Below are 17,339 nucleotides of genomic sequence, written 5' to 3' on the forward strand. Positions count from 1 at the left end.
CGGAGGGATTGTCTAGGGAGACCCAGGCCCATACGGTGCGCGCCGAACGCGAGGGGTATTCCTATGAAGATGAAGACGCTTGGCCGCACCGACATCCTGGTGTCGGAAATCTGCCTGGGCACCATGACATGGGGCAAGCAGAACACCGAGGCCGAGGGCCATCAGCAGATGGATTATGCCATCGAGCAGGGCATCAACTTCTTCGATACTGCCGAAATGTATGCGGTGCCGCCCGACGCCTCGACCTATGGCAAGACTGAGGAAATCATCGGCAACTGGTTCAGCAAGACCGGTCGCCGTAACGAGATTGTGTTGGCATCGAAAGTTGCCGGTGGCGGGCGGCCTTGGGTGCGGGGCGGTCGCGGCATCGACGGCCCGAGCGTGCGCGAGGCGGTGGAGGGCAGCCTCCGGCGGCTCCAGACCGACCATATCGACCTCTACCAGATCCACTGGCCGCGCCGCGGCCATTACCACTTCGAGGGTTCGTGGGACTACAACCCCTACCTGCAGGACAAGCAGAGCGTGCTCCCCAACATGCTCGAAGTGCTGCAGGTGATGGGCGAGTTGGTGCGCGAGGGCAAGATTCGCCATTTCGGCCTCTCCAACGAGAGCGCCTGGGGCACCATGCAGTACCTGAAGCTCTCGATGGAGCTGGGCCTGCCGCGCGCGCAGACCATCCAGAACGAATACAACTTCCTGCGCCGCTACTACGACATGGACCTGGCCGAACTGGCCTTCCATGAGGATGTCGGGCTGCTTGCCTATTCGCCGCTGGCGGCGGGCGCCATCTCCGGCAAGTATCTGGGCGGCGTGTTGCCCGCCGGCACCCGCGGGGCCGTGGCCGGCTCGGCCTACCGCAACAACCAGTACACCGAGCCGGCGATCCGCGCCTATATCGCGCTGGCCGAAAAGCACGGCCTCGACGTCTGCCAGATGGCCATCGCCTTCTGCCTCACCAAACCGTTCATGACCTCGGTGATCATCGGCGCAACGAACATGGAACAACTGAGGACCAACATCGGAGCCGCCGATGTCGAGCTGTCGGAGGCAGTGCTGAACGAAATTCAGCAGATCTTCATGCGCTACCCGCGAACGCTGTAGCCATCAGACTGCCGACAGACGCCCACCTCCCATCCTCCCCCATGAAGGGGGAGGTGCCTCGCCGGTGCGTCAGGCTCGATCCAGCCACAAGCTCGACTCTTCACCTCCCCCTTCATGGGGGAGGCCGGGAGGGGGCCGTCTCTATCAATGGACGTTGCTTTCCTTCCGTCGCTGCAGAGCCTCACGCAAATCGCTTCCCCCACCTTGCCGCGATTTGGCATCTCAATTCTCGACCAAACTGATAGGGTTTGTCATTCTTCTCCCATACGCCGGGGCTCCCTCCTCCCTTTCCCGGCGGCAATTCGGCCCCGCTGCTTTCCCCTGTAGGTGGCGGGGCCGACCCGAACGAGGAGTGACGACGTGCTGCACTTTGTTGGAATTCTGACCCCACGCGACGACCTGCCGCCGGGCGACGACCGGCAGAAGCCGTTTTTCGGCCCCGAGTTCCGCCTGACCCGCAGCGAGCGGGACGCCGCGGTGCTCGACGGCAAGTGGCCGGCGCCGGCCGAGGAACCACGCGACCCGGCCGAGGGCACGCGCTTCGTTTCCCTGCTGTCACCGCCGTTCATCTGAGCGTTTGCCGACGCTGAGCACATCGCCAGGCGGCGCCGCGGCGCTATAAAGGAGCATCGATTCCCCGAGGGCTCCGGGCGCCATGACACTGTTTGCGACACTTTTCCCGCTGATCTGCTGGTTCGCCTATAACTACGGCGTGCCGCTGCTGGAGCGGCAGCGGCCATCGCTGTCGGTGATCATGTCGATGCAGCGGCGTCGCTGGGTGGCGAACGCGGTGAAGCGCGATACCCCCATGGACGCCATTCTAGCCGGCAACCTGATGGGGTCGGTGAGCTTTCTCGCCTCGACCTCGGTGCTGCTGGTGCTGGCGGTGTTCACCGCCTTCGGTAACCTGACCGCCCTGACCGACACTCTGACCACGGTGGGGCTGAAAACCAGCTATACGGCGCAGGATGTGCAGATCCACCTGTTCGCGACGCTGGCGATCTTCGTCTTGAGCTTCTTCGCCTTCACCCTGGCGCTGCGCCAGTTCAACCACTTCTGTATCCTCCTGGGCGCCATCGAGCATTCCGAGCATGTCGCTCCCGATGAGATCGACGGCATCGCCCGGCTCAATACCCTCGCGGCCAAGAACTTCAACAACGGCATCCGCGCCTATTATTTCGCCGTGCCGATGGTTGCCTGGTTCGCCAACGAGTGGCTGGCGGTCGCGGCCACCGTCATCACGGTCGGCTTCATGATTCACCGCGAGTTCTTCTCGACGGCCCATCGCGTGGCGGCCTCGATCGCCGTGCTCGCCAGCCGGCGCGAAAAGGAGCGCGGCTGAGGCCCGCCTCAGTTGTCGATCTTGCTCGGGGGATAGCTCTTGACCGAGGGCGTCTCGGTGGGCGCCTGCAGCGCGGCCTCGAGCCGTTTGTGGTTGTCGGCAGCGGCCTGGTACCCGAGGGCAGCGGAATGCTCGTAGAGTTCGAGCGCCCGTGCCGTGTCCATCGTTACCGCGAGGCCATTCTCGTAGAGGTGCCCCAGGTTGTTGAGCCCGACCGGATTGCCCTGGTCGGCGGCCTGCTGAGTGAAGCTCAGCGCCTTGTCGAGGTCGCGCACGCCGCCGGCGCCATTGAGATAAAGTAGGCCCAGATTGGCCGCCGCATCGGTATTGCCGCTTTGCGCCGCCTGCCGGTAGAGCTGGCGCGCCATCGCATAATCCTGGGCCACGCCGAGCCCATCCTCGTAGAGCAGCGCCAGATTGCCCTGCGCCTGCGCGATGCCCAGGTCGGCCGCCTGTCGGTAGAGCCTTGCCGCCGACTCGAGGTCGAGGTCCGTGCCGTAGCCGTTCTGCTTGAGGAACCCGAGCGCGTTCAGCGCCGGCCCGTAGTTCTGGTCGGCTGCCGCCTGGTAGAGTTCGGCCGCCCGCCCGTAATCCGGCTCGCCCAGCGCTCCGCTCTCATAGAAACTGCCCAGGTTGTACTGCCCGCGGCTGTCCCCCCTGTCGGCGGCGCGCTGATACCAGGCCGCCGCTGCGACGAGGTCCCGATCGAGGCCCAGCCCCTCGGCATACATCGAGCCGAGGTTGCTCATCGCCCGCGGCAAGCCCTGTTCGGCCGCCCGACGATACCAGCGCGAGGCCTCCAGGTGATCCTGTCCGACCCCTTCGCCATAGTCATAGGAGAGCCCGAGGCTGTCCTGGGCCGGCGCGAAGCCGGCATCGGCCGCAAGCTTCAACAGCTCCGAGCCACGCGCCATGTCCTGGGGCACGCCCTGGCCAACGATCAGGATATCGCCGAAGCTGGTCTGCGCCAGCGCGTTGCCGGCCGCCGCCGCCGGCTCCAGATAGCTTGCAGCCGCCGCCGCATCGCCGCTGACGTCATAAGCCCGGCCAAGCCAGGCCTTGAGCGGGACCGAGTTCGGATCTTCGGCCAGCGCGGCGCTGCAGGCAGCGATGGCCGCAGCGGTATCCATCACACTGCCGTCCACGCCGATTTCGGCGTATCCCGCTTCATACGGGCTCGCCGCCTTGCTGGCACAGGCGTCGAACAATTCGCTTGCAAAGCCAGGGGTTACACCGAAGCCAATGGCCAGCGCCGCGCCCGCCATCAGCATCTCCAGCACTCTCATCGCCCTGCTCCCTCTTCGCCGGCGCCGATCATAGCGTCGCGATGCCGCGGCGCCAGCCGCAAAGTGCGGGCCAGAAAGTCGGAAACCTCGCCGGCGAGACTGGAGCGGCGGCTCAGCAGGCTGCCCAGTTCGAGCAGTGTGGAAGGATGGGTGAAACCCGGGAAGTGCCGCTCGATCACCGCAACGCCCTGCTGGCGCAGCCGCCGCGCCAGCGCCACGGTGTTGTGCGGTCCGACGACGGTGTCGTCGTCGCCGCTGGCAAGAAACATTGGCGGCGCGGCCGTGGTGACGAGGTTGACCGGCTGCGTCAGCAGGGGGTCGGCGGCGCCGCTGAAGGTGCGGATGCTGATCGGCACGTCGAACGGGTGGAAATCGTAAGGCCCCGAAAGACCCAGCACCGCGGCGATGGTGCCGGCAACGCCATAGGCCGGCTCGAGCGCCAGCATCACCGCATTATAGGCGCCGGCGGAGTGACCGGCCAGCGCCAGCCGCGTCGGATCGCCGCCATATTCCGCGGCGTGCTGCAGCCCCCAGCGCACGGCCGCGGCGCAATCCTCGAGGAACACCGGATACTCGACTTCGGGCAGCACCCTATAGTCGGGCACGATCACCAGATAGCCGAGCCCGGCAAGCCAGCGTCCGACGAAGGCGAAATCCCGTCTGTCGCCCTCGTTCCAGGCGCCGCCGTAGAGGTAGACGACCACGGGTGCAGGTCCCGTCGCGGTGCGTGGACCGTAGACGTCGAGCTGCTGTTTCGGCCGCTCGCCATAACTCAGTCCGGACGCCAGCCGCCGCGACCGGCGATCCTTGGGGCTGGCGAAGTTGAGAAGGCCGACCGGAGACAGGGACATCTGCAAGACCTGGGAAGTGCCGGAATAGATACGGCTGCGGTCGCCGATGGTTTCGCGATTCGCCGTGCGGCATTATCTGACATTGACAATCAGGTTTCGGCGGCGCTCTATGCCGCAACCTCCATAGCCGACGCGCCTTTCTGCCCATGCTTGTCTGCCAGTGCAACGTGATCACCGACAGGGAGATCAAGCAGGTTATCATCGGGCTGTTGCGCGAGGATCCCTGGCAGATCATTGTGCCGGCCATGGTCTACCGCGAGTTGCACAAGCGCTGCAAATGCGCCGGATGCGTGCCGAATGTGGTGGACATTATCATCTCGGTGACGGAAGAGTACCACCTCCAATTGGCCGAAAAACCCGCCGATGCGCCCCCGGTGCATGCGCGGCTTTTGGCCATGCGTCGCAAGCGCCAAGGAGATCGTAATGAAAGGCGAAGCACAGGTCATCGAGCGGCTTAACGAGGCTCTGTTCCTCGAACTCGGTGCCGTGAACCAGTACTGGGTGCATTTTCGTATCCTTTCCGACTGGGGCTACACCAAGCTGGCGGCCAAGGAACGTGCCGAATCCATCGAAGAGATGCACCACGCCGACAAGCTGATCGAACGCATCATCTTCCTCGAAGGCCATCCGAACCTGCAGCGCGTGGCGCCGCTGCGCATCGGCCAGACCATCAAGGAAGTGCTCGAGTGCGATCTCGCCGGCGAGTATGACGCCCGCAAGGCCTACAAGGCCTCGCGTGAACTCTGCGAGTCGCTGGGCGATTACGTTTCGAAGAACCTGTTCGAGGAGTTGCTGGCCGACGAGGAAGGACACATCGATTTCCTCGAGAGCCAGCTGCAACTGCTCAATTCGATCGGCGTTGAGAAATACGGCCAGCTCAATTCCGACAGCGCCGACAAGGCCGAATAGGCCTCCGTCGTCCGAGATTGCGAGCCGGTCGCCTGTGGCGGCCGGCTTTTTGCTGGCCGGAAGCCTGGCTTGTCATCGCTCGAGGAGATAGCCCATGCAGTTTCACGCCGGACGCCTGATCGATCACGTGCACCTCAACGTCGCCGACCTCGACAGGGCGGCCGCGTTCTACTCGGCCGTGCTGGAAGCGCTGGAGCTTCCTGCTGGCAACCACTCCGACTACGCCTTCCAGGCCGACGAACTCTACATCAGCCGTCCGGGACCCAACCAGCAGATCTCGAAAGTCCACCTCGCCTTCCAGGCCCGGGACGAAGCGATGGTCAGGCGCTTCTACGACGCGGCGCTGGCCGCCGGCGGCACCGACAATGGCGGCCCCGGGGAACGCAGCTACCACCCGGGCTACTATGCTGCCTTCGTCTTCGATCCCGACGGCAACAACATCGAGGCGGTTACCCACGGCAAGGAAAAGCGCTCCGCCCCATCGGTGATCCGGGAGCCGCTCCCGTAGCCTCCGGGGAGACGCGCACTAGCTCCGCGGGCCGGCGCGCTGCGGTCCGACCTGCGGCTCGACGCCGCCCCGATCGAGATCGCCGAGGCGCTCGGCTGCGCCAGGCACGCCGTGTTCCGCTGCCAACCCGTACCATTTCGCCGCCTGCGCCGGGTCGGCCGGCACGCCGCGACCGTTCTGGTAGGCGACGCCGAGGCCGAATTCGGCAGGCGGGAAGCCGGCAGACGCCGCCGCCTGATAGAGCGACACGGCGCGGGCCGGATCCTCGTCCACTCCATGCCCCCACAGCAGCAGGTCGCCGAGCAGCACCTCGGCCGGCGCGAAGCCGTCTGTGGCGGCAGGCTCCAGCAATGGCACAGCCTCCCCCTGGCGCCCTGCGGCAATCAGGGTGCGCGCATACCAGGTCTTGTTCTCCAGCGACGCGGGATCGAGCGCCACGGCTTTCTCGCAGACCGGGATTGCCGTGTCGGCGTCGATCCGCTCCAGCTCCACTCCCGACACCTCGAACCCCGCCTCGTAGCGCGTCGCTGCGATCAGGCCACAGGTCTGCTCGGCCCTGACTTCCGCCAGCCGCGCGACGGCATAGTCGTTGCCCTGCGCCGCCGCGAGGTCGAACAGCTCGATGGCGCGCGCAAAGTCACGCGGCACCCCCATGCCGTCGGCGTAGATCGCGCCCAGCGTCGACTGCCCGTATCTGGCCCCAGCATCGCTCGCCTGCTGTGCGAGGCTGCGCGCCGTCTCGAAATCCACCGGCACGCCCTCGCCATAGAGATAGGCCTGCGCCAGGCCGACCGTGCCGCCGACTTCGCCCTGCTCATGGGCATAGCTGTAGAGCTCGAACGCCCGGTCGAAATCGCGCTCGACGCCACGCCCGGTGCTGTACAACTGCGCGAGGTTAGCGCTGGCGAGCGCATAGCCCCGGTCGGACGCCATCTGATAGTAGCGTGCCGCCTCAGTCAGGTCCGCCACCACGCCCTGCCCCGTTTCGTAGAGATATCCCAGATCGTTCTGCGAATAGGTGTCCCCCAGCTCGGCGCCCCGCTGGAACTGCTCGGCCGCCTTGACGAAATCCACATCGACGCCCTGCCCATACTCGTAGAGCTGGCCGACCCCGTAAATGCCGACAACGTCCCCTTTGGCGGCGCCTCTTTCATACCAGAACATCGCCTGCGCGTAGTCGAGTTCGACCCCGGTGCCGCCATGGTAGAGATAGCCGAGATTGCTGGCCGCCCGCGGCTCGCCCTGCTGGGCAGCCCGCATGTACCAGGAGGCGGCGATCGCGTCGTCTTCGGCGAGCCCGCGGCCCAGGTCATAGGCGAAGCCGAGGCTCAGTTGCGCCGGAGCAAACCCCGCCTCCGCCGCCGGCCGCAGCACCTCGAGCGCTCGCGCATCGTCGGTAGAAGCGATCTCGCCGAGGTCACCGAACAGCACGTCGGCCAGCAATTGCCGCCCCAGCGCGCTGCCGCCGGTCACCGCCTCTTCGAGGAACGGCATCGCCGCATCGGTCTGCCCGTCGGCCAGGAGGGCGCGGGCCAGCCACGCCTTGTTGGCGACCGAGTCCGGCGCCGCCTTGATCGCCTCTTCGCAGGCCGGGATCGCGATGGCGGCATCGATGCGGCCGAGCTCGCGCCCGAAGCCCTTGTAGCCGGGCTCGTATTGCGACGCTGCCGCCATGGCGCAGATCGATGCGGCCGGCGCCTGCTGGGCATTGCCGCTCACCGGCGACATCGCCGCCAGCGCCACCACAAGCCATTGAACCACCAAGCCTATTCTGTCGCGCGACGCCACGATATCGATGTCCTCCTCGTTTCGAACCTAGCGGAAGCTCGACGCGCTCGTCGAGTGATACGGCGCCTCGAGCCGCCCGACCTCGTCGGCGCTCAGTTCCACCTCGAGCGCCGCCACGGCATCGGCGAGCTGTGACAGCTTGGTGACCCCGACGATCGGCGCGGTCACCGGCTGCTTCTGCAGCACCCAGGCCAGCGCCACCTGCGCCATCTTCACGCCGCGCTCCCTCGCAATCTCGGCCACCACGGCGTTGATCGCCTGGTTCGCCGCCTCATCGCGCAGGTAGAGCGTCTTGCCGTAGAGATCCGTCTCCAGTCGTTCCGTCGTTTCACCCCAAGGCCGGGCCAGCCGCCCGCGCGCCAGCGGCGACCACGGAATGACACCGATCCCCTGGTCGATACAGAGCGGCAGCATCTCCCGCTCTTCCTCTCGCTCGATCAGGTTGAGCTGGTCCTGCATCGAGACGAAGCGCGCCCAGCCATGCCGCTCCGACGTCATCAGCAGCTTGAGGAACTGCCACGCCGCCATCGAGGAAGCGCCGATGTAGCGGGCCTTGCCGGCACGCACCACGTCGTTGAGCGCTTCCAGCGTCTCCTCGATCGGCGTCGTCGGGTCGAAGCGATGGATCTGGTAGAGATCGACATAGTCGGTGCCCAGCCGGCGCAGCGAGTTGTCGATTTCGCTCAGGATCGCCTTGCGGCTCAGCCCTGCGCCGTTCGGTCCCTTACGCATCTCGCCATTGACCTTGGTGGCGATCACCAGTTCGTCGCGCGGCGCCATTTCGAGCAGCACCTTGCCGACAATCTCCTCGCTCGAGCCGAGCGAATAGACGTTGGCGGTGTCATAGAAGTTGATCCCCGCTTCCCACGCCGCCCTGAGGATCGGCCGGCTCGCCGCCTCGTCGAGGGTCCACTCGTGCGAGCCGCGGCCCGGCTCGCCGAACGACATGCAGCCGAGGCAAATCCGGCTGACTTCGAGGCCGCTGCGGCCGAGGCGGGTGTACTGCATGGGTGGCACTCCTTTGTTGGACAGCGAGTTTAGCAGCCGGTCGGCGCCAGCGGGCAAGTCTTGTGCGCAATCGACCTCGCCGGATTGGCGCAGGACGCGCGGCTGCGCTAAATTGCGTCATGCAGAGGAGGACGGGGTGAGATGCTGATCCGATCGCTCGCGGTGCTCGCGCTGCTGCTGACGCCAGTCGCCTCGCCGCTCACGCTTATCCGTCCCGCCCAGGCGCAAAGCCAGCAGATCGCCATCGCCGAGCTGATGCGCGCTACCGCGCTCGACGAGGTGTTCACCCAGTTCGGCGCCACCATCGCGGCCTCGGCCCGCAGCGAGGAAATCTCCAACGACGAGATCTTCCTCAAGCACTGGGAGGCGACCGCCAAGGCGGTATTCGATGCCGGCGAACTGCATCGCCGGCTGCGCCAGGCGCTCGAAGGCAAGTTCTCGGCCGATGAGCAGGCGGTGCTGGCGAGCTTCTTTCACTCCGGCTTCGGCCAGCGCATGACGGTGCTGGAACGCGATGCGGCCCTGTTGGCGCCCGCGGCCCAGATCGCCGCGATTGCCGAAGGGCAGCGGCTCGTCAACACGGCGTCGGTGATCCGCCAGACCCAGATCGATGCGCTGATGGAACTGGTGTCGGCGGAAATTTCGGCCGCCATGGTCGGCCAGTCGGTGCGGGCGCTGCTGCTCGGACTGTCGGTGTCGCACCAGCAGGGCGAAGTCACCGTGCCCTGGCAGGAGATCGACGACCAGGTCAAGGCGATGATGCCCGGCCTGCTCACCGACGTCGCCCGCACCCAGCGCGCCATGATGGCTTATGTCTACCGCGACCTCAGCGATGCCGATCTCGACCAGTACATCGCGTTCCTGCGCACCCCGGCGGCGCAGAAGTTCTACGCCGTCGCCGCCTATGCGGTGGGCCGGATCGTCGCCGACGGCATGTCGGCCTTCGGCGAAGCGTTTGCCGCCCGCATGCAGAGCGTCAACGTTTGACGGGATGCAGGGAGGGGTAGCCGGCGGGGCCGGTGGCTGTGGACCCCCACCCCGCAAGGGGGAGGGAGACCAAAATACCGACATCGAGGCTCTATCGTCTCCCTCCCCCTTGCGGGGGTGGGGACCAGCGCGCGCCGACCTCTCCGCCGCTATTCGTTCCGCCGGCCGCCATCGATCGGCGCCAGCACGTCGTCCATCTTCTCGATCACCGCGGTCATGTTGCTTTCGGGCGGATCGGGCGTGAACACCGGCCGCGGCGTGCCTGAGGGGAAAGCGCCGAAGGTCTGGAAGAACTCCACCATGTCGTTGAGGATGGGCATGCGGAACCGCATCATCGCTCCGAGCGCGATCACCGGCTCCAAGTGGCCGAAGCCGGGATAGTACTTCTCGGTGACCCAGATGCCCTGCTGGCGCAGCTTCTTGGCCAACGCCTCCGAGTTCTGCACCCGGACGATCGGATCGGAGGTGCCGCTGGCGAGAAAGATCGGCGGCGCATCGCTGGTGACCAGGTTGATCGGCTGCGTTCCCTCCGGGCTGGGGGCCTGGCCGAAAGTGTCGCGCACCTGGTCGTACTCGAACGGGTAGAAATTGTAGGGCCCCGAAATGCCGGCAATGGCGCGGATCGGCATGGTCACGCCGTAGTCGCGCCGGAACGAGGAATCGAGCCCGAGCATCACCGCGTTATAGGCGCCGGCCGAGTGCCCGGCGACGAAGAAGCGGTCCGGGTCGCCGTCATAAAGCGCGATATTGTCTTGGATCCAGCGCATCGCCTGCGCACAGTCTTCGAGGAAATCCGGGTATTTGACCTCGGGCCACAGCCGGTAATCGGCGATTACCGCGACGAACCCGGCCGCTGCGAGCGCCCGGCCGGCGAACTCGTATTCGAACTTGTCGCCGGCCCGCCAGCTGCCGCCATAGATGAACATCACCACCGGCGCCGTGCCGTCGATCTTTTCCGGGCGATAGATGTCGAGCTTCTTGCGCTGCCCGTCGGCATAGGGAATGTCGGCGACCTTCTTGACCCCCTGGTCCATCGCCTCGGCGATATTGAAGGGCGAGAAGATCGTCACCTGCGCCAGCGTCGGCAGCGCCGAGGCAACGAGCAGCGACAGAGCAAGGGCGAACCGCAGCGCGGTGCTGAAGATCCTGGTCATTCGGGGGCCTGGTCAGTTCCGGAATCGCGCCGACTGATGGCGGAGGAACCTGAAGATTCTGTGACCGGTTTTTTGGACGCCGACGGCTCCCCCATCGTGCCCTCTCCCTCCGGGAAGAGGGTCAGGGTGAAAGGGCCTTGCCGCCTGCACCGAGCGTAGGGAAGGCCCCCTCACCCGGCGCCACGCGCCGACTGCTCTGCCAAGGGAGAGATGTCCCGACTGCGACGCCGTGCCACGGCGGCGGGTGCCCTACGACTTCAGCCGGTACCCGGTCCTGAATATCCAGCTGACGATCCCCAGGCAGATGGCGAGGAAGCCGAGCGTCGCAGCGATGCTGATCCTGATGTCGACGTCCTCGATGCCGTAGAAAGCCCAGCGAAAGCCGCTGATCAGGTAGACCACCGGATTGAGCAGCGACACCGCCTGCCAGAACGGCGGCAAGACGCTCAGCGAGTAGAACGTGCCACCCAGGAAGGTCAGCGGCGTGATGATCAGCAGTGGCACTGTCTGCAGCTGTTCCATGCCCTTGGCCCAGATGCCGATGATGAAACCGACGAGGCTGAAGGTGATGGCGGTGAGCACCAGGAACACCACCATCCAGACCGGATGGTCGATCCGGATCGGCACGAAGAACCACGCCGTCACCAGCACCAGCAGGCCCAGAATGAGCGATTTCGTCGCTGCCGCCCCGACATAGCCGACTACGGTTTCGAACGACGAGACCGGCGCCGACAGCAGCTCATAGATGGTGCCGAGGAATTTCGGGAAATAGATGCCGAACGAGCCGTTGGCCACCGACTGGGTGAGCAGCATCAGCATGATCAGCCCCGGCAGGATGAAGGCGCCATAGCTGACGCCCTCGATCTGGGTGATGCGCGAGCCGATGGCGGCGCCGAACACCACGAAGTAGAGCGAGGTCGAGATCACCGGCGAGATCAGCGACTGCAGCGGTGTGCGGAAGGTGCGCGCCATCTCGAACGTGTAGATCGCCTTGATTGCCTCGAAGTTCATGGCGCGTCCCTCACCAGGCTGACGAAGATATCCTCGAGCGAGCTTTCCCGCGTCTGCAGGTCGCGGAAGCGCACGCCCGCGCTGCCCAGGTCGGCCAGCAACCCGCTGATGCCGCTGCGTTCGCCCTGCGCATCATAGGTGTAGACGAGGCTCCCGCCGTCGGCGGCGAGCTCCAGGGCATAGGGCTTGAGCGCCTCCGGCACGGCCTCGAGCGGTTCCTGCAAGGTGAGCGTCAGTTGCTTGCGGCCAAGCTTGCGCATCAGCTCGGCCTTTTCTTCGACCAGGACCAGCTCGCCATGCTGGATAATGCCGATGCGGTCGGCCATCTCTTCGGCCTCGGCGATGTAGTGCGTGGTGAGAATGATCGTCGTGCCGGCGTCCCTCAGGCGCCGGATCATCGCCCACATGTCCTTGCGCAATTCGACGTCCACGCCGGCCGTCGGCTCGTCGAGGAACAGCACCTCCGGCTCGTGACTCAGCGCCTTGGCGATCATCACCCGGCGCTTCATGCCGCCGGAAAGCTGCATGATCTTGCTGTCTTTCTTGTCCCACAGGCTGAGTTCGCGCAGCACTTTTTCGAGGTGCTGCGGGTCCGGCTTCTTGCCGAACAGCCCGCGGCTGTGGCTGACCGTGGCCCACACCGTCTCGAAGGCGTCGGTGGTCAGTTCCTGCGGCACCAGCCCGATCATCTTCCGCGACTCCCGGTAGTCGCGAACGATGTCGTGACCACCAACCGTCACCGTGCCGCTCGATGGCGTCACGATTCCGCAGACGATCGAGATCAGAGTGGTCTTCCCCGCCCCGTTCGGACCGAGCAGCGCCAGGATTTCGCCCCGCTCGATCTCGAGGCTGACATGCTTCAGCGCCGCAAAGCCCGAGGCGTAGGTTTTGCTGAGGTCGGCAATTGCAATGACCGCATCCGGCATGTTCGCCCTCCCGAACTCCCGTGTCTGCAGCATATGCGATCGGCGGGGGCCGAGTTCAACGAACTGTGAGGTAATTGCGACCTGCCCTTATGGGCGGGCGACGCGTTCTGACCGACGAGACAGGGCCGGCTTGCTGAGCTAGCTTCGGTCTCACCTCCCGCTGAGGAGAACGGAATGCCGATCGACGCTGCTCTGCATCAAATGCCGTTCGCGGCCATGGAAGCCCGCTCGGCCGAAGAGCTGCCCGAGGACGCCGGATGGCAGTTCGAGCCGAAATGGGATGGCTTTCGCTGCATCGCGGTCAAACAGGGCGCGGCAGTCGCCTTGTTCGCGAAATCCGGCAAACCGCTTGGCCGCTACTTCCCCGACATGGTGACGCTGCTTGAGGCGCTGCCGGCAGACGACTTCGTGCTCGACGGCGAATTGACCATCCCGGTCGACGGCCGACTGAGTTTTGACGCCCTGCAGCTGCGACTTCACCCCGCGGCGAGCCGGGTGCAGAAGCTCGCCGCCGAGCACCCTGCCGTCTACGTGCTGTTCGACCTGCTGCTCGCACCGGGCAACAAGCCGCTCGCGGCGCGGCCCCTCGTCGAGCGACGCCAGGAACTGGAGCGCTTCTTTGCTGCGCTCGAGCGTCCGGGACTGCAGCTCTCGCCGGAGACCACCGATCTGGTCGAGGCAGAAGCCTGGCTCGCCGGCGCGGGTGGCGATGTCGACGGCGTGATCGCCAAGCGGCTCGATGCGCCCTACTCTGCCGGCGAACGGCAAATGCTGAAGGTCAAGCGGATCCGCACCGCCGACTGCGTGGTGGGCGGCTTCCGCTACGGTGCCGGCAGCAAGCTGGTCGGCTCCTTGCTCCTCGGCCTCTATGACGACGCGGGCCTGCTCAACCATGTCGGCTTCACCTCGGCCCTGGCGGACGAAGACATAGCGGCATTGACGAAGCGCCTGGAGTCCCTTGCCGGCGGCCCCGGCTTTACCGGTCGTTCTCCGGGCGGCCCGAGCCGCTGGTCGACCGAGCGGACCGAGCACTACGAAGCTCTCCGCCCCGAGCTGGTGGTGGAAGTGGCCTACGACCACGTCAGTAGCGAACGCTTCCGACATGGGACCAGGCTGCTGCGCTGGCGTCCCGACAAGCGCCCGGACCAATGCCGGATGGAGCAGTTGGGGCAGTAGCGACCCGCTGCCAAGTCAGAGCTTCGCACCGCCGGCGCCCCCATCGTCCCCTCGCCCCCTTGGGAGAGGGCCAGGGTGAGGGGCGCCAAGGGCACCGGCCGTGAAGACGCGCGGCCTTCGACGCTGATCTCGCGCGCTTGGCGCCCCTCACCCACGGATGACGCCTTCGGCCTCATCCGCCCTCTCCCCAGACGGGCGAGGGGGCGCTGGCGTCCGCGCCTGCGTACCACCGAAGCCGCAGTCAGGCTCCCTCTCCCTCCTTGAGGGGCAGGCAATCGCATGTGACGGCGTTGGGCACGTCTTACCTTCTCCCCTTGTGGGAGAAGGTGCCCGAAGGGCGGATGAGGGGTCGCGCAACGAAGTGTAGCGCGGCCGGAGCGAAGCGACGGACGACGAGTACGCGGAGAGAACCCCTCATCCGGCCTTCGGCCACCTTCTCCCACAAGGGGAGAAGGCCCTCAAGCTACTGTCCGTGCGCCATATACGAGCTAGCCCTGCGCCTGCGGGGGAGGGGGGACCGGCCGCCCAGGCTGGTGGGGAGAGGGGAGCCCCAGACACCGGCCTCTCCCGGCCGCTTCCGAAGCACGGCCCGGATAGATCGCTGACAGTTCGATTTCCCCCTTTTGCCCCACGATAGCACTCTGCGCAGCCGCACACCGGCGGCGCGTGGGGGATTGCCGACTGCGAGAGCGAGGGCGTCAGCCAATGGTCCGAGTGTGGGTGATCCAGATACATCACTGACAGTGTGTTGGGCAGCTGGGGAGTGTCCCAATTTTGTGGCTCCCCCCTCCCACTTTCGGCTGGCCCCCCGCGGTGAGGGCCTTCGCCTCATCCGCATCCCGCAGGCGGGAGATGGTGCGCCGACTGGACGTGCGGCGGTGGGGAGTGACAGCCCAGCCTCTGCTGCAGCGCGTGGTGGCGGACAAAGCAAAACCCCGCCGGCATTTCTGCGGGCGGGGTTTTGTTGATTTCTAGTCGTATGAGACACGCATGTTTTTGGCAGACCTGGCAGCGACCTACTCTCCCAAGCCTTGAGACTTAGTACCATCGGCGCAAAGGAGTTTAACGGTCGAGTTCGGGATGGGATCGGGTTCTGGGCTCCTCGCAATTACCACCAGATCGGCGAAAAACATGCGGGTGAATTCTGGTTTCCATGCTGCAGGCGCGAGGCCTGACAGACGCTGCCGGCGGTTAGGCGGGCAGATGATTTTGATCTTGGGTGCCGATCATTCGTTCCGCGCCGCAAGTCACGCTTGCGGGTATGATTAATGAGAACGATCAAGCCAATCGAGCTATTAGTACCGGTCAGCTTCACACATTGCTGCGCTTCCACATCCGGCCTATCAACGTGGTGGTCTTCCACGGCTCTCGAGGGAATGCTCGTTTTGAAGGAGGCTTCCTGCTTAGATGCTTTCAGCAGTTATCCCGTCCGAATATAGCTACCCTGCAATGCCGCTGGCGCGACAACAGGTCCACCAGAGATTCGTCCAACCCGGTCCTCTCGTACTAGGGTCAGCTCTTCTCAACATTCCTACACCCACGGCAGATAGGGACCGAACTGTCTCACGACGTTCTGAACCCAGCTCACGTACCACTTTAAATGGCGAACAGCCATACCCTTGGGACCTGCTCCAGCCCCAGGATGTGATGAGCCGACATCGAGGTGCCAAACACTGCCGTCGATATGGACTCTTGGGCAGTATCAGCCTGTTATCCCCAGAGTACCTTTTATTCGTTGAGCGATGGCCCTTCCACGCGGGACCACCGGATCACTATGACCGACTTTCGTCTCTGCTCGACTTGTCAGTCTCGCAGTCAGGCAGGCTTATGCCATTGCACTCAGCGGACGATTTCCGACCGTCCTGAGCCCACCATCGCGCGCCTCCGTTACTCTTTGGGAGGCGACCGCCCCAGTCAAACTACCCACCATGCGCTGTCCCGGATGCTGTTACATCGCGGTTAGACACCTATGACGATAAGGGTGGTATCTCATCTTGCGGCTCCACCGAGACTGGCGTCCCGGCTTCAAAGCCTACCACCTATCCTGCACATGCCGACACAAGTGCCAGCGCAAAGCTATAGTAAAGGTTCATGGGGTCTTTCCGTCTGACCGCAGGAACCCCGCATCTTCACGGGGAATTCAATTTCGCTGAGTCTATGCTGGAGACAGTGGGGAAGTCGTTACGCCATTCGTGCAGGTCGGAACTTACCCGACAAGGAATTTCGCTACCTTAGGACCGTTATAGTTACGGCCGCCGTTTACCGGGGCTTCATTTCAAAGCTTGCACCTCTCCATTTAACCTTCCGGCACCGGGCAGGCGTCAGACCCTATACGTCGTATTGCTACTTCGCAGAGCCCTGTGTTTTTGATAAACAGTCGCTACCCCCTTTTTTGTGCCACTACTATCTGCTTGCGCAAATAGCAGTCACGCTTATCCCGAAGTTACGCGTGCAATTTGCCGAGTTCCTTCAGCATAGTTCTCTCAAGCGCCTTGGTATGCTCTACCTGTCCACCTGTGTCGGTTTAGGGTACGGTCTATGTTGGTGGAGCTATTTCCTGGAACCGGCTCATCGCACCCCCAATCCAATAAGGGGATACGAACCCGCGCGATCCGTCACTACCACCAGGCCCACGAATATTAACGTGGTTCCCATCGTCTACGCATGTCTGCCTCGACTTAGGGGCCGGCTAACCCTGCGCTGATTAGCATTGCGCAGGAACCCTTGGACTTACGGCGAGAGGGTCTCTCACCCTCTTTATCGCTACTCATGTCATCATTCGCACTTCCGATACCTCCAGGATCCCTCACGGGTATCCCTTCGCAGGCTTACGGAACGCTCCGCTACCGCTTGCAACAAGTTGCAAACCCTAAGCTTCGGTGCATGGTTTGAGCCCCGTTACATCTTCGCCGCAGGAACGCTTGACCAGTGAGCTGTTACGCTATCTTTAAAGGATGGCTGCTTCTAAGCCAACCTCCTGGTTGTCTAAGCATTCCCACATGCTTTCCCACTTAACCATGACTTGGGGACCTTAGCTGTAGGTCAGGGTTGTTTCCCTCTTGACGATGGACGTTAGCACCCACCGTCTGTCTCCCAGATAGTACTCTCAGGTATTCGGAGTTTGGTTAGGTTTGGTAAGTCGGTGAGACCCCCTAGCCCATCCAGTGCTCTACCCCCTGAGGTATTCGTCTGAGGCGATACCTAAATATCTTTCGCGGAGAACCAGCTATTTCCGAGTTTGATTGGCCTTTCACCCCTAGCCACACGTCATCCCCGTAATTTTCAACTTACG

Annotated in this window: 15 protein-coding genes and 2 rRNA genes (1 of these 17 cut by a window edge); 8 read left to right on the plus strand and 9 right to left on the minus strand. The window is 64.4% G+C overall.

The window, feature by feature from the left end:
- Positions 1-63: 63 nt before the first annotated feature.
- From APS40_RS07260 to APS40_RS07270, 3 genes are all read left to right on the plus strand, one after another.
- Positions 64-1,101: an aldo/keto reductase gene (locus APS40_RS07260; RefSeq protein WP_055046413.1), complete on the plus strand. Its 1,038-nt coding sequence runs from the start codon at positions 64-66 to the stop codon at positions 1,099-1,101.
- Between the two features lie 360 nt (positions 1,102-1,461).
- Positions 1,462-1,674, plus strand: coding sequence for a hypothetical protein (locus tag APS40_RS07265; protein WP_055046414.1), 213 nt, complete (start codon positions 1,462-1,464; stop codon positions 1,672-1,674).
- Positions 1,675-1,756: 82 nt separating this feature from the next.
- A complete protein-coding gene (locus APS40_RS07270; protein ID WP_055046415.1) occupies positions 1,757-2,443 on the plus strand; it encodes a DUF599 domain-containing protein in 687 nt (228 codons plus the stop codon).
- An 8-nt stretch (positions 2,444-2,451) separates the two neighbouring features.
- Here APS40_RS07270 and APS40_RS07275 read toward each other — a convergent pair whose 3' ends face one another.
- On the minus strand, positions 2,452-3,729 hold the full coding sequence (locus APS40_RS07275) for a tetratricopeptide repeat protein (RefSeq protein ID WP_055046416.1): 1,278 nt from the start codon (positions 3,727-3,729) through the stop codon (positions 2,452-2,454).
- Positions 3,726-4,580: an alpha/beta hydrolase gene (locus APS40_RS07280; protein ID WP_156342854.1), complete on the minus strand. Its 855-nt coding sequence runs from the start codon at positions 4,578-4,580 to the stop codon at positions 3,726-3,728. The genes APS40_RS07275 and APS40_RS07280 overlap by 4 nt, the downstream gene beginning before the upstream one ends.
- 146 nt (positions 4,581-4,726) lie before the next feature.
- On the opposite strand from APS40_RS07280, the gene APS40_RS07285 reads away from it, so the two are divergent.
- The 3 genes from APS40_RS07285 (at position 4,727) to APS40_RS07295 (ending at position 5,997) form a co-directional block, all read left to right on the plus strand.
- The gene (locus tag APS40_RS07285) at positions 4,727-5,038 is read left to right on the plus strand and encodes a (2Fe-2S)-binding protein (protein ID WP_055046418.1); all 312 of its coding nucleotides are present in this window, start codon (positions 4,727-4,729) and stop codon (positions 5,036-5,038) included.
- Positions 5,004-5,489, plus strand: coding sequence for a bacterioferritin (gene bfr, locus APS40_RS07290; protein WP_055046419.1), 486 nt, complete (start codon positions 5,004-5,006; stop codon positions 5,487-5,489). Before APS40_RS07285 ends, bfr begins: the two co-directional genes overlap by 35 nt.
- 94 nt (positions 5,490-5,583) lie before the next feature.
- Positions 5,584-5,997 carry a VOC family protein gene (locus APS40_RS07295; protein ID WP_055046420.1) on the plus strand — a complete coding sequence of 138 codons (414 nt, stop codon included), beginning with the start codon at positions 5,584-5,586 and terminating at the stop codon, positions 5,995-5,997.
- A gap of 18 nt (positions 5,998-6,015) precedes the next feature.
- On the opposite strand, the gene APS40_RS07300 is transcribed toward APS40_RS07295, so the two are convergent.
- Positions 6,016-7,758 carry a tetratricopeptide repeat protein gene (locus tag APS40_RS07300; protein WP_156342855.1) on the minus strand — a complete coding sequence of 581 codons (1,743 nt, stop codon included), beginning with the start codon at positions 7,756-7,758 and terminating at the stop codon, positions 6,016-6,018.
- Positions 7,759-7,812: 54 nt separating this feature from the next.
- Positions 7,813-8,793: an aldo/keto reductase gene (locus APS40_RS07305; protein ID WP_055046422.1), complete on the minus strand. Its 981-nt coding sequence runs from the start codon at positions 8,791-8,793 to the stop codon at positions 7,813-7,815.
- A gap of 141 nt (positions 8,794-8,934) precedes the next feature.
- On the opposite strand from APS40_RS07305, the gene APS40_RS07310 reads away from it, so the two are divergent.
- The gene (locus APS40_RS07310; protein ID WP_055046423.1) at positions 8,935-9,780 is read left to right on the plus strand and encodes a hypothetical protein; all 846 of its coding nucleotides are present in this window, start codon (positions 8,935-8,937) and stop codon (positions 9,778-9,780) included.
- Between the two features lie 149 nt (positions 9,781-9,929).
- Here APS40_RS07310 and APS40_RS07315 read toward each other — a convergent pair whose 3' ends face one another.
- The 3 genes from APS40_RS07315 to APS40_RS07325 form a co-directional block, all read right to left on the minus strand.
- Entirely contained in the window at positions 9,930-10,934 is a 1,005-nt protein-coding gene (locus APS40_RS07315) for an alpha/beta hydrolase (protein ID WP_082434249.1), read from the minus strand.
- 249 nt (positions 10,935-11,183) lie between these two features.
- Positions 11,184-11,945, minus strand: a complete 762-nt coding sequence (locus tag APS40_RS07320) for an ABC transporter permease (protein ID WP_055046424.1) — start codon at positions 11,943-11,945, stop codon at positions 11,184-11,186.
- Entirely contained in the window at positions 11,942-12,871 is a 930-nt protein-coding gene (locus APS40_RS07325) for an ABC transporter ATP-binding protein (RefSeq protein ID WP_055046425.1), read from the minus strand. Before APS40_RS07325 ends, APS40_RS07320 begins: the two co-directional genes overlap by 4 nt.
- Positions 12,872-13,045: 174 nt before the next feature.
- Between APS40_RS07325 and APS40_RS07330 the strand changes: the two genes are divergently transcribed.
- On the plus strand, positions 13,046-14,047 hold the full coding sequence (locus tag APS40_RS07330) for an ATP-dependent DNA ligase (RefSeq protein WP_055046426.1): 1,002 nt from the start codon (positions 13,046-13,048) through the stop codon (positions 14,045-14,047).
- Between the two features lie 1,003 nt (positions 14,048-15,050).
- Here APS40_RS07330 and rrf read toward each other — a convergent pair.
- A 5S ribosomal RNA gene (gene rrf / locus APS40_RS07335) occupies positions 15,051-15,166 on the minus strand.
- 155 nt (positions 15,167-15,321) lie between these two features.
- Positions 15,322-17,339, minus strand: a 23S ribosomal RNA gene (locus APS40_RS07340) (it continues 711 nt past the right edge of the window).

Source organism: Devosia sp. A16 (genome assembly GCF_001402915.1).
In the GTDB taxonomy this organism is placed as follows: Bacteria; Pseudomonadota; Alphaproteobacteria; order Rhizobiales; family Devosiaceae; genus Devosia_A.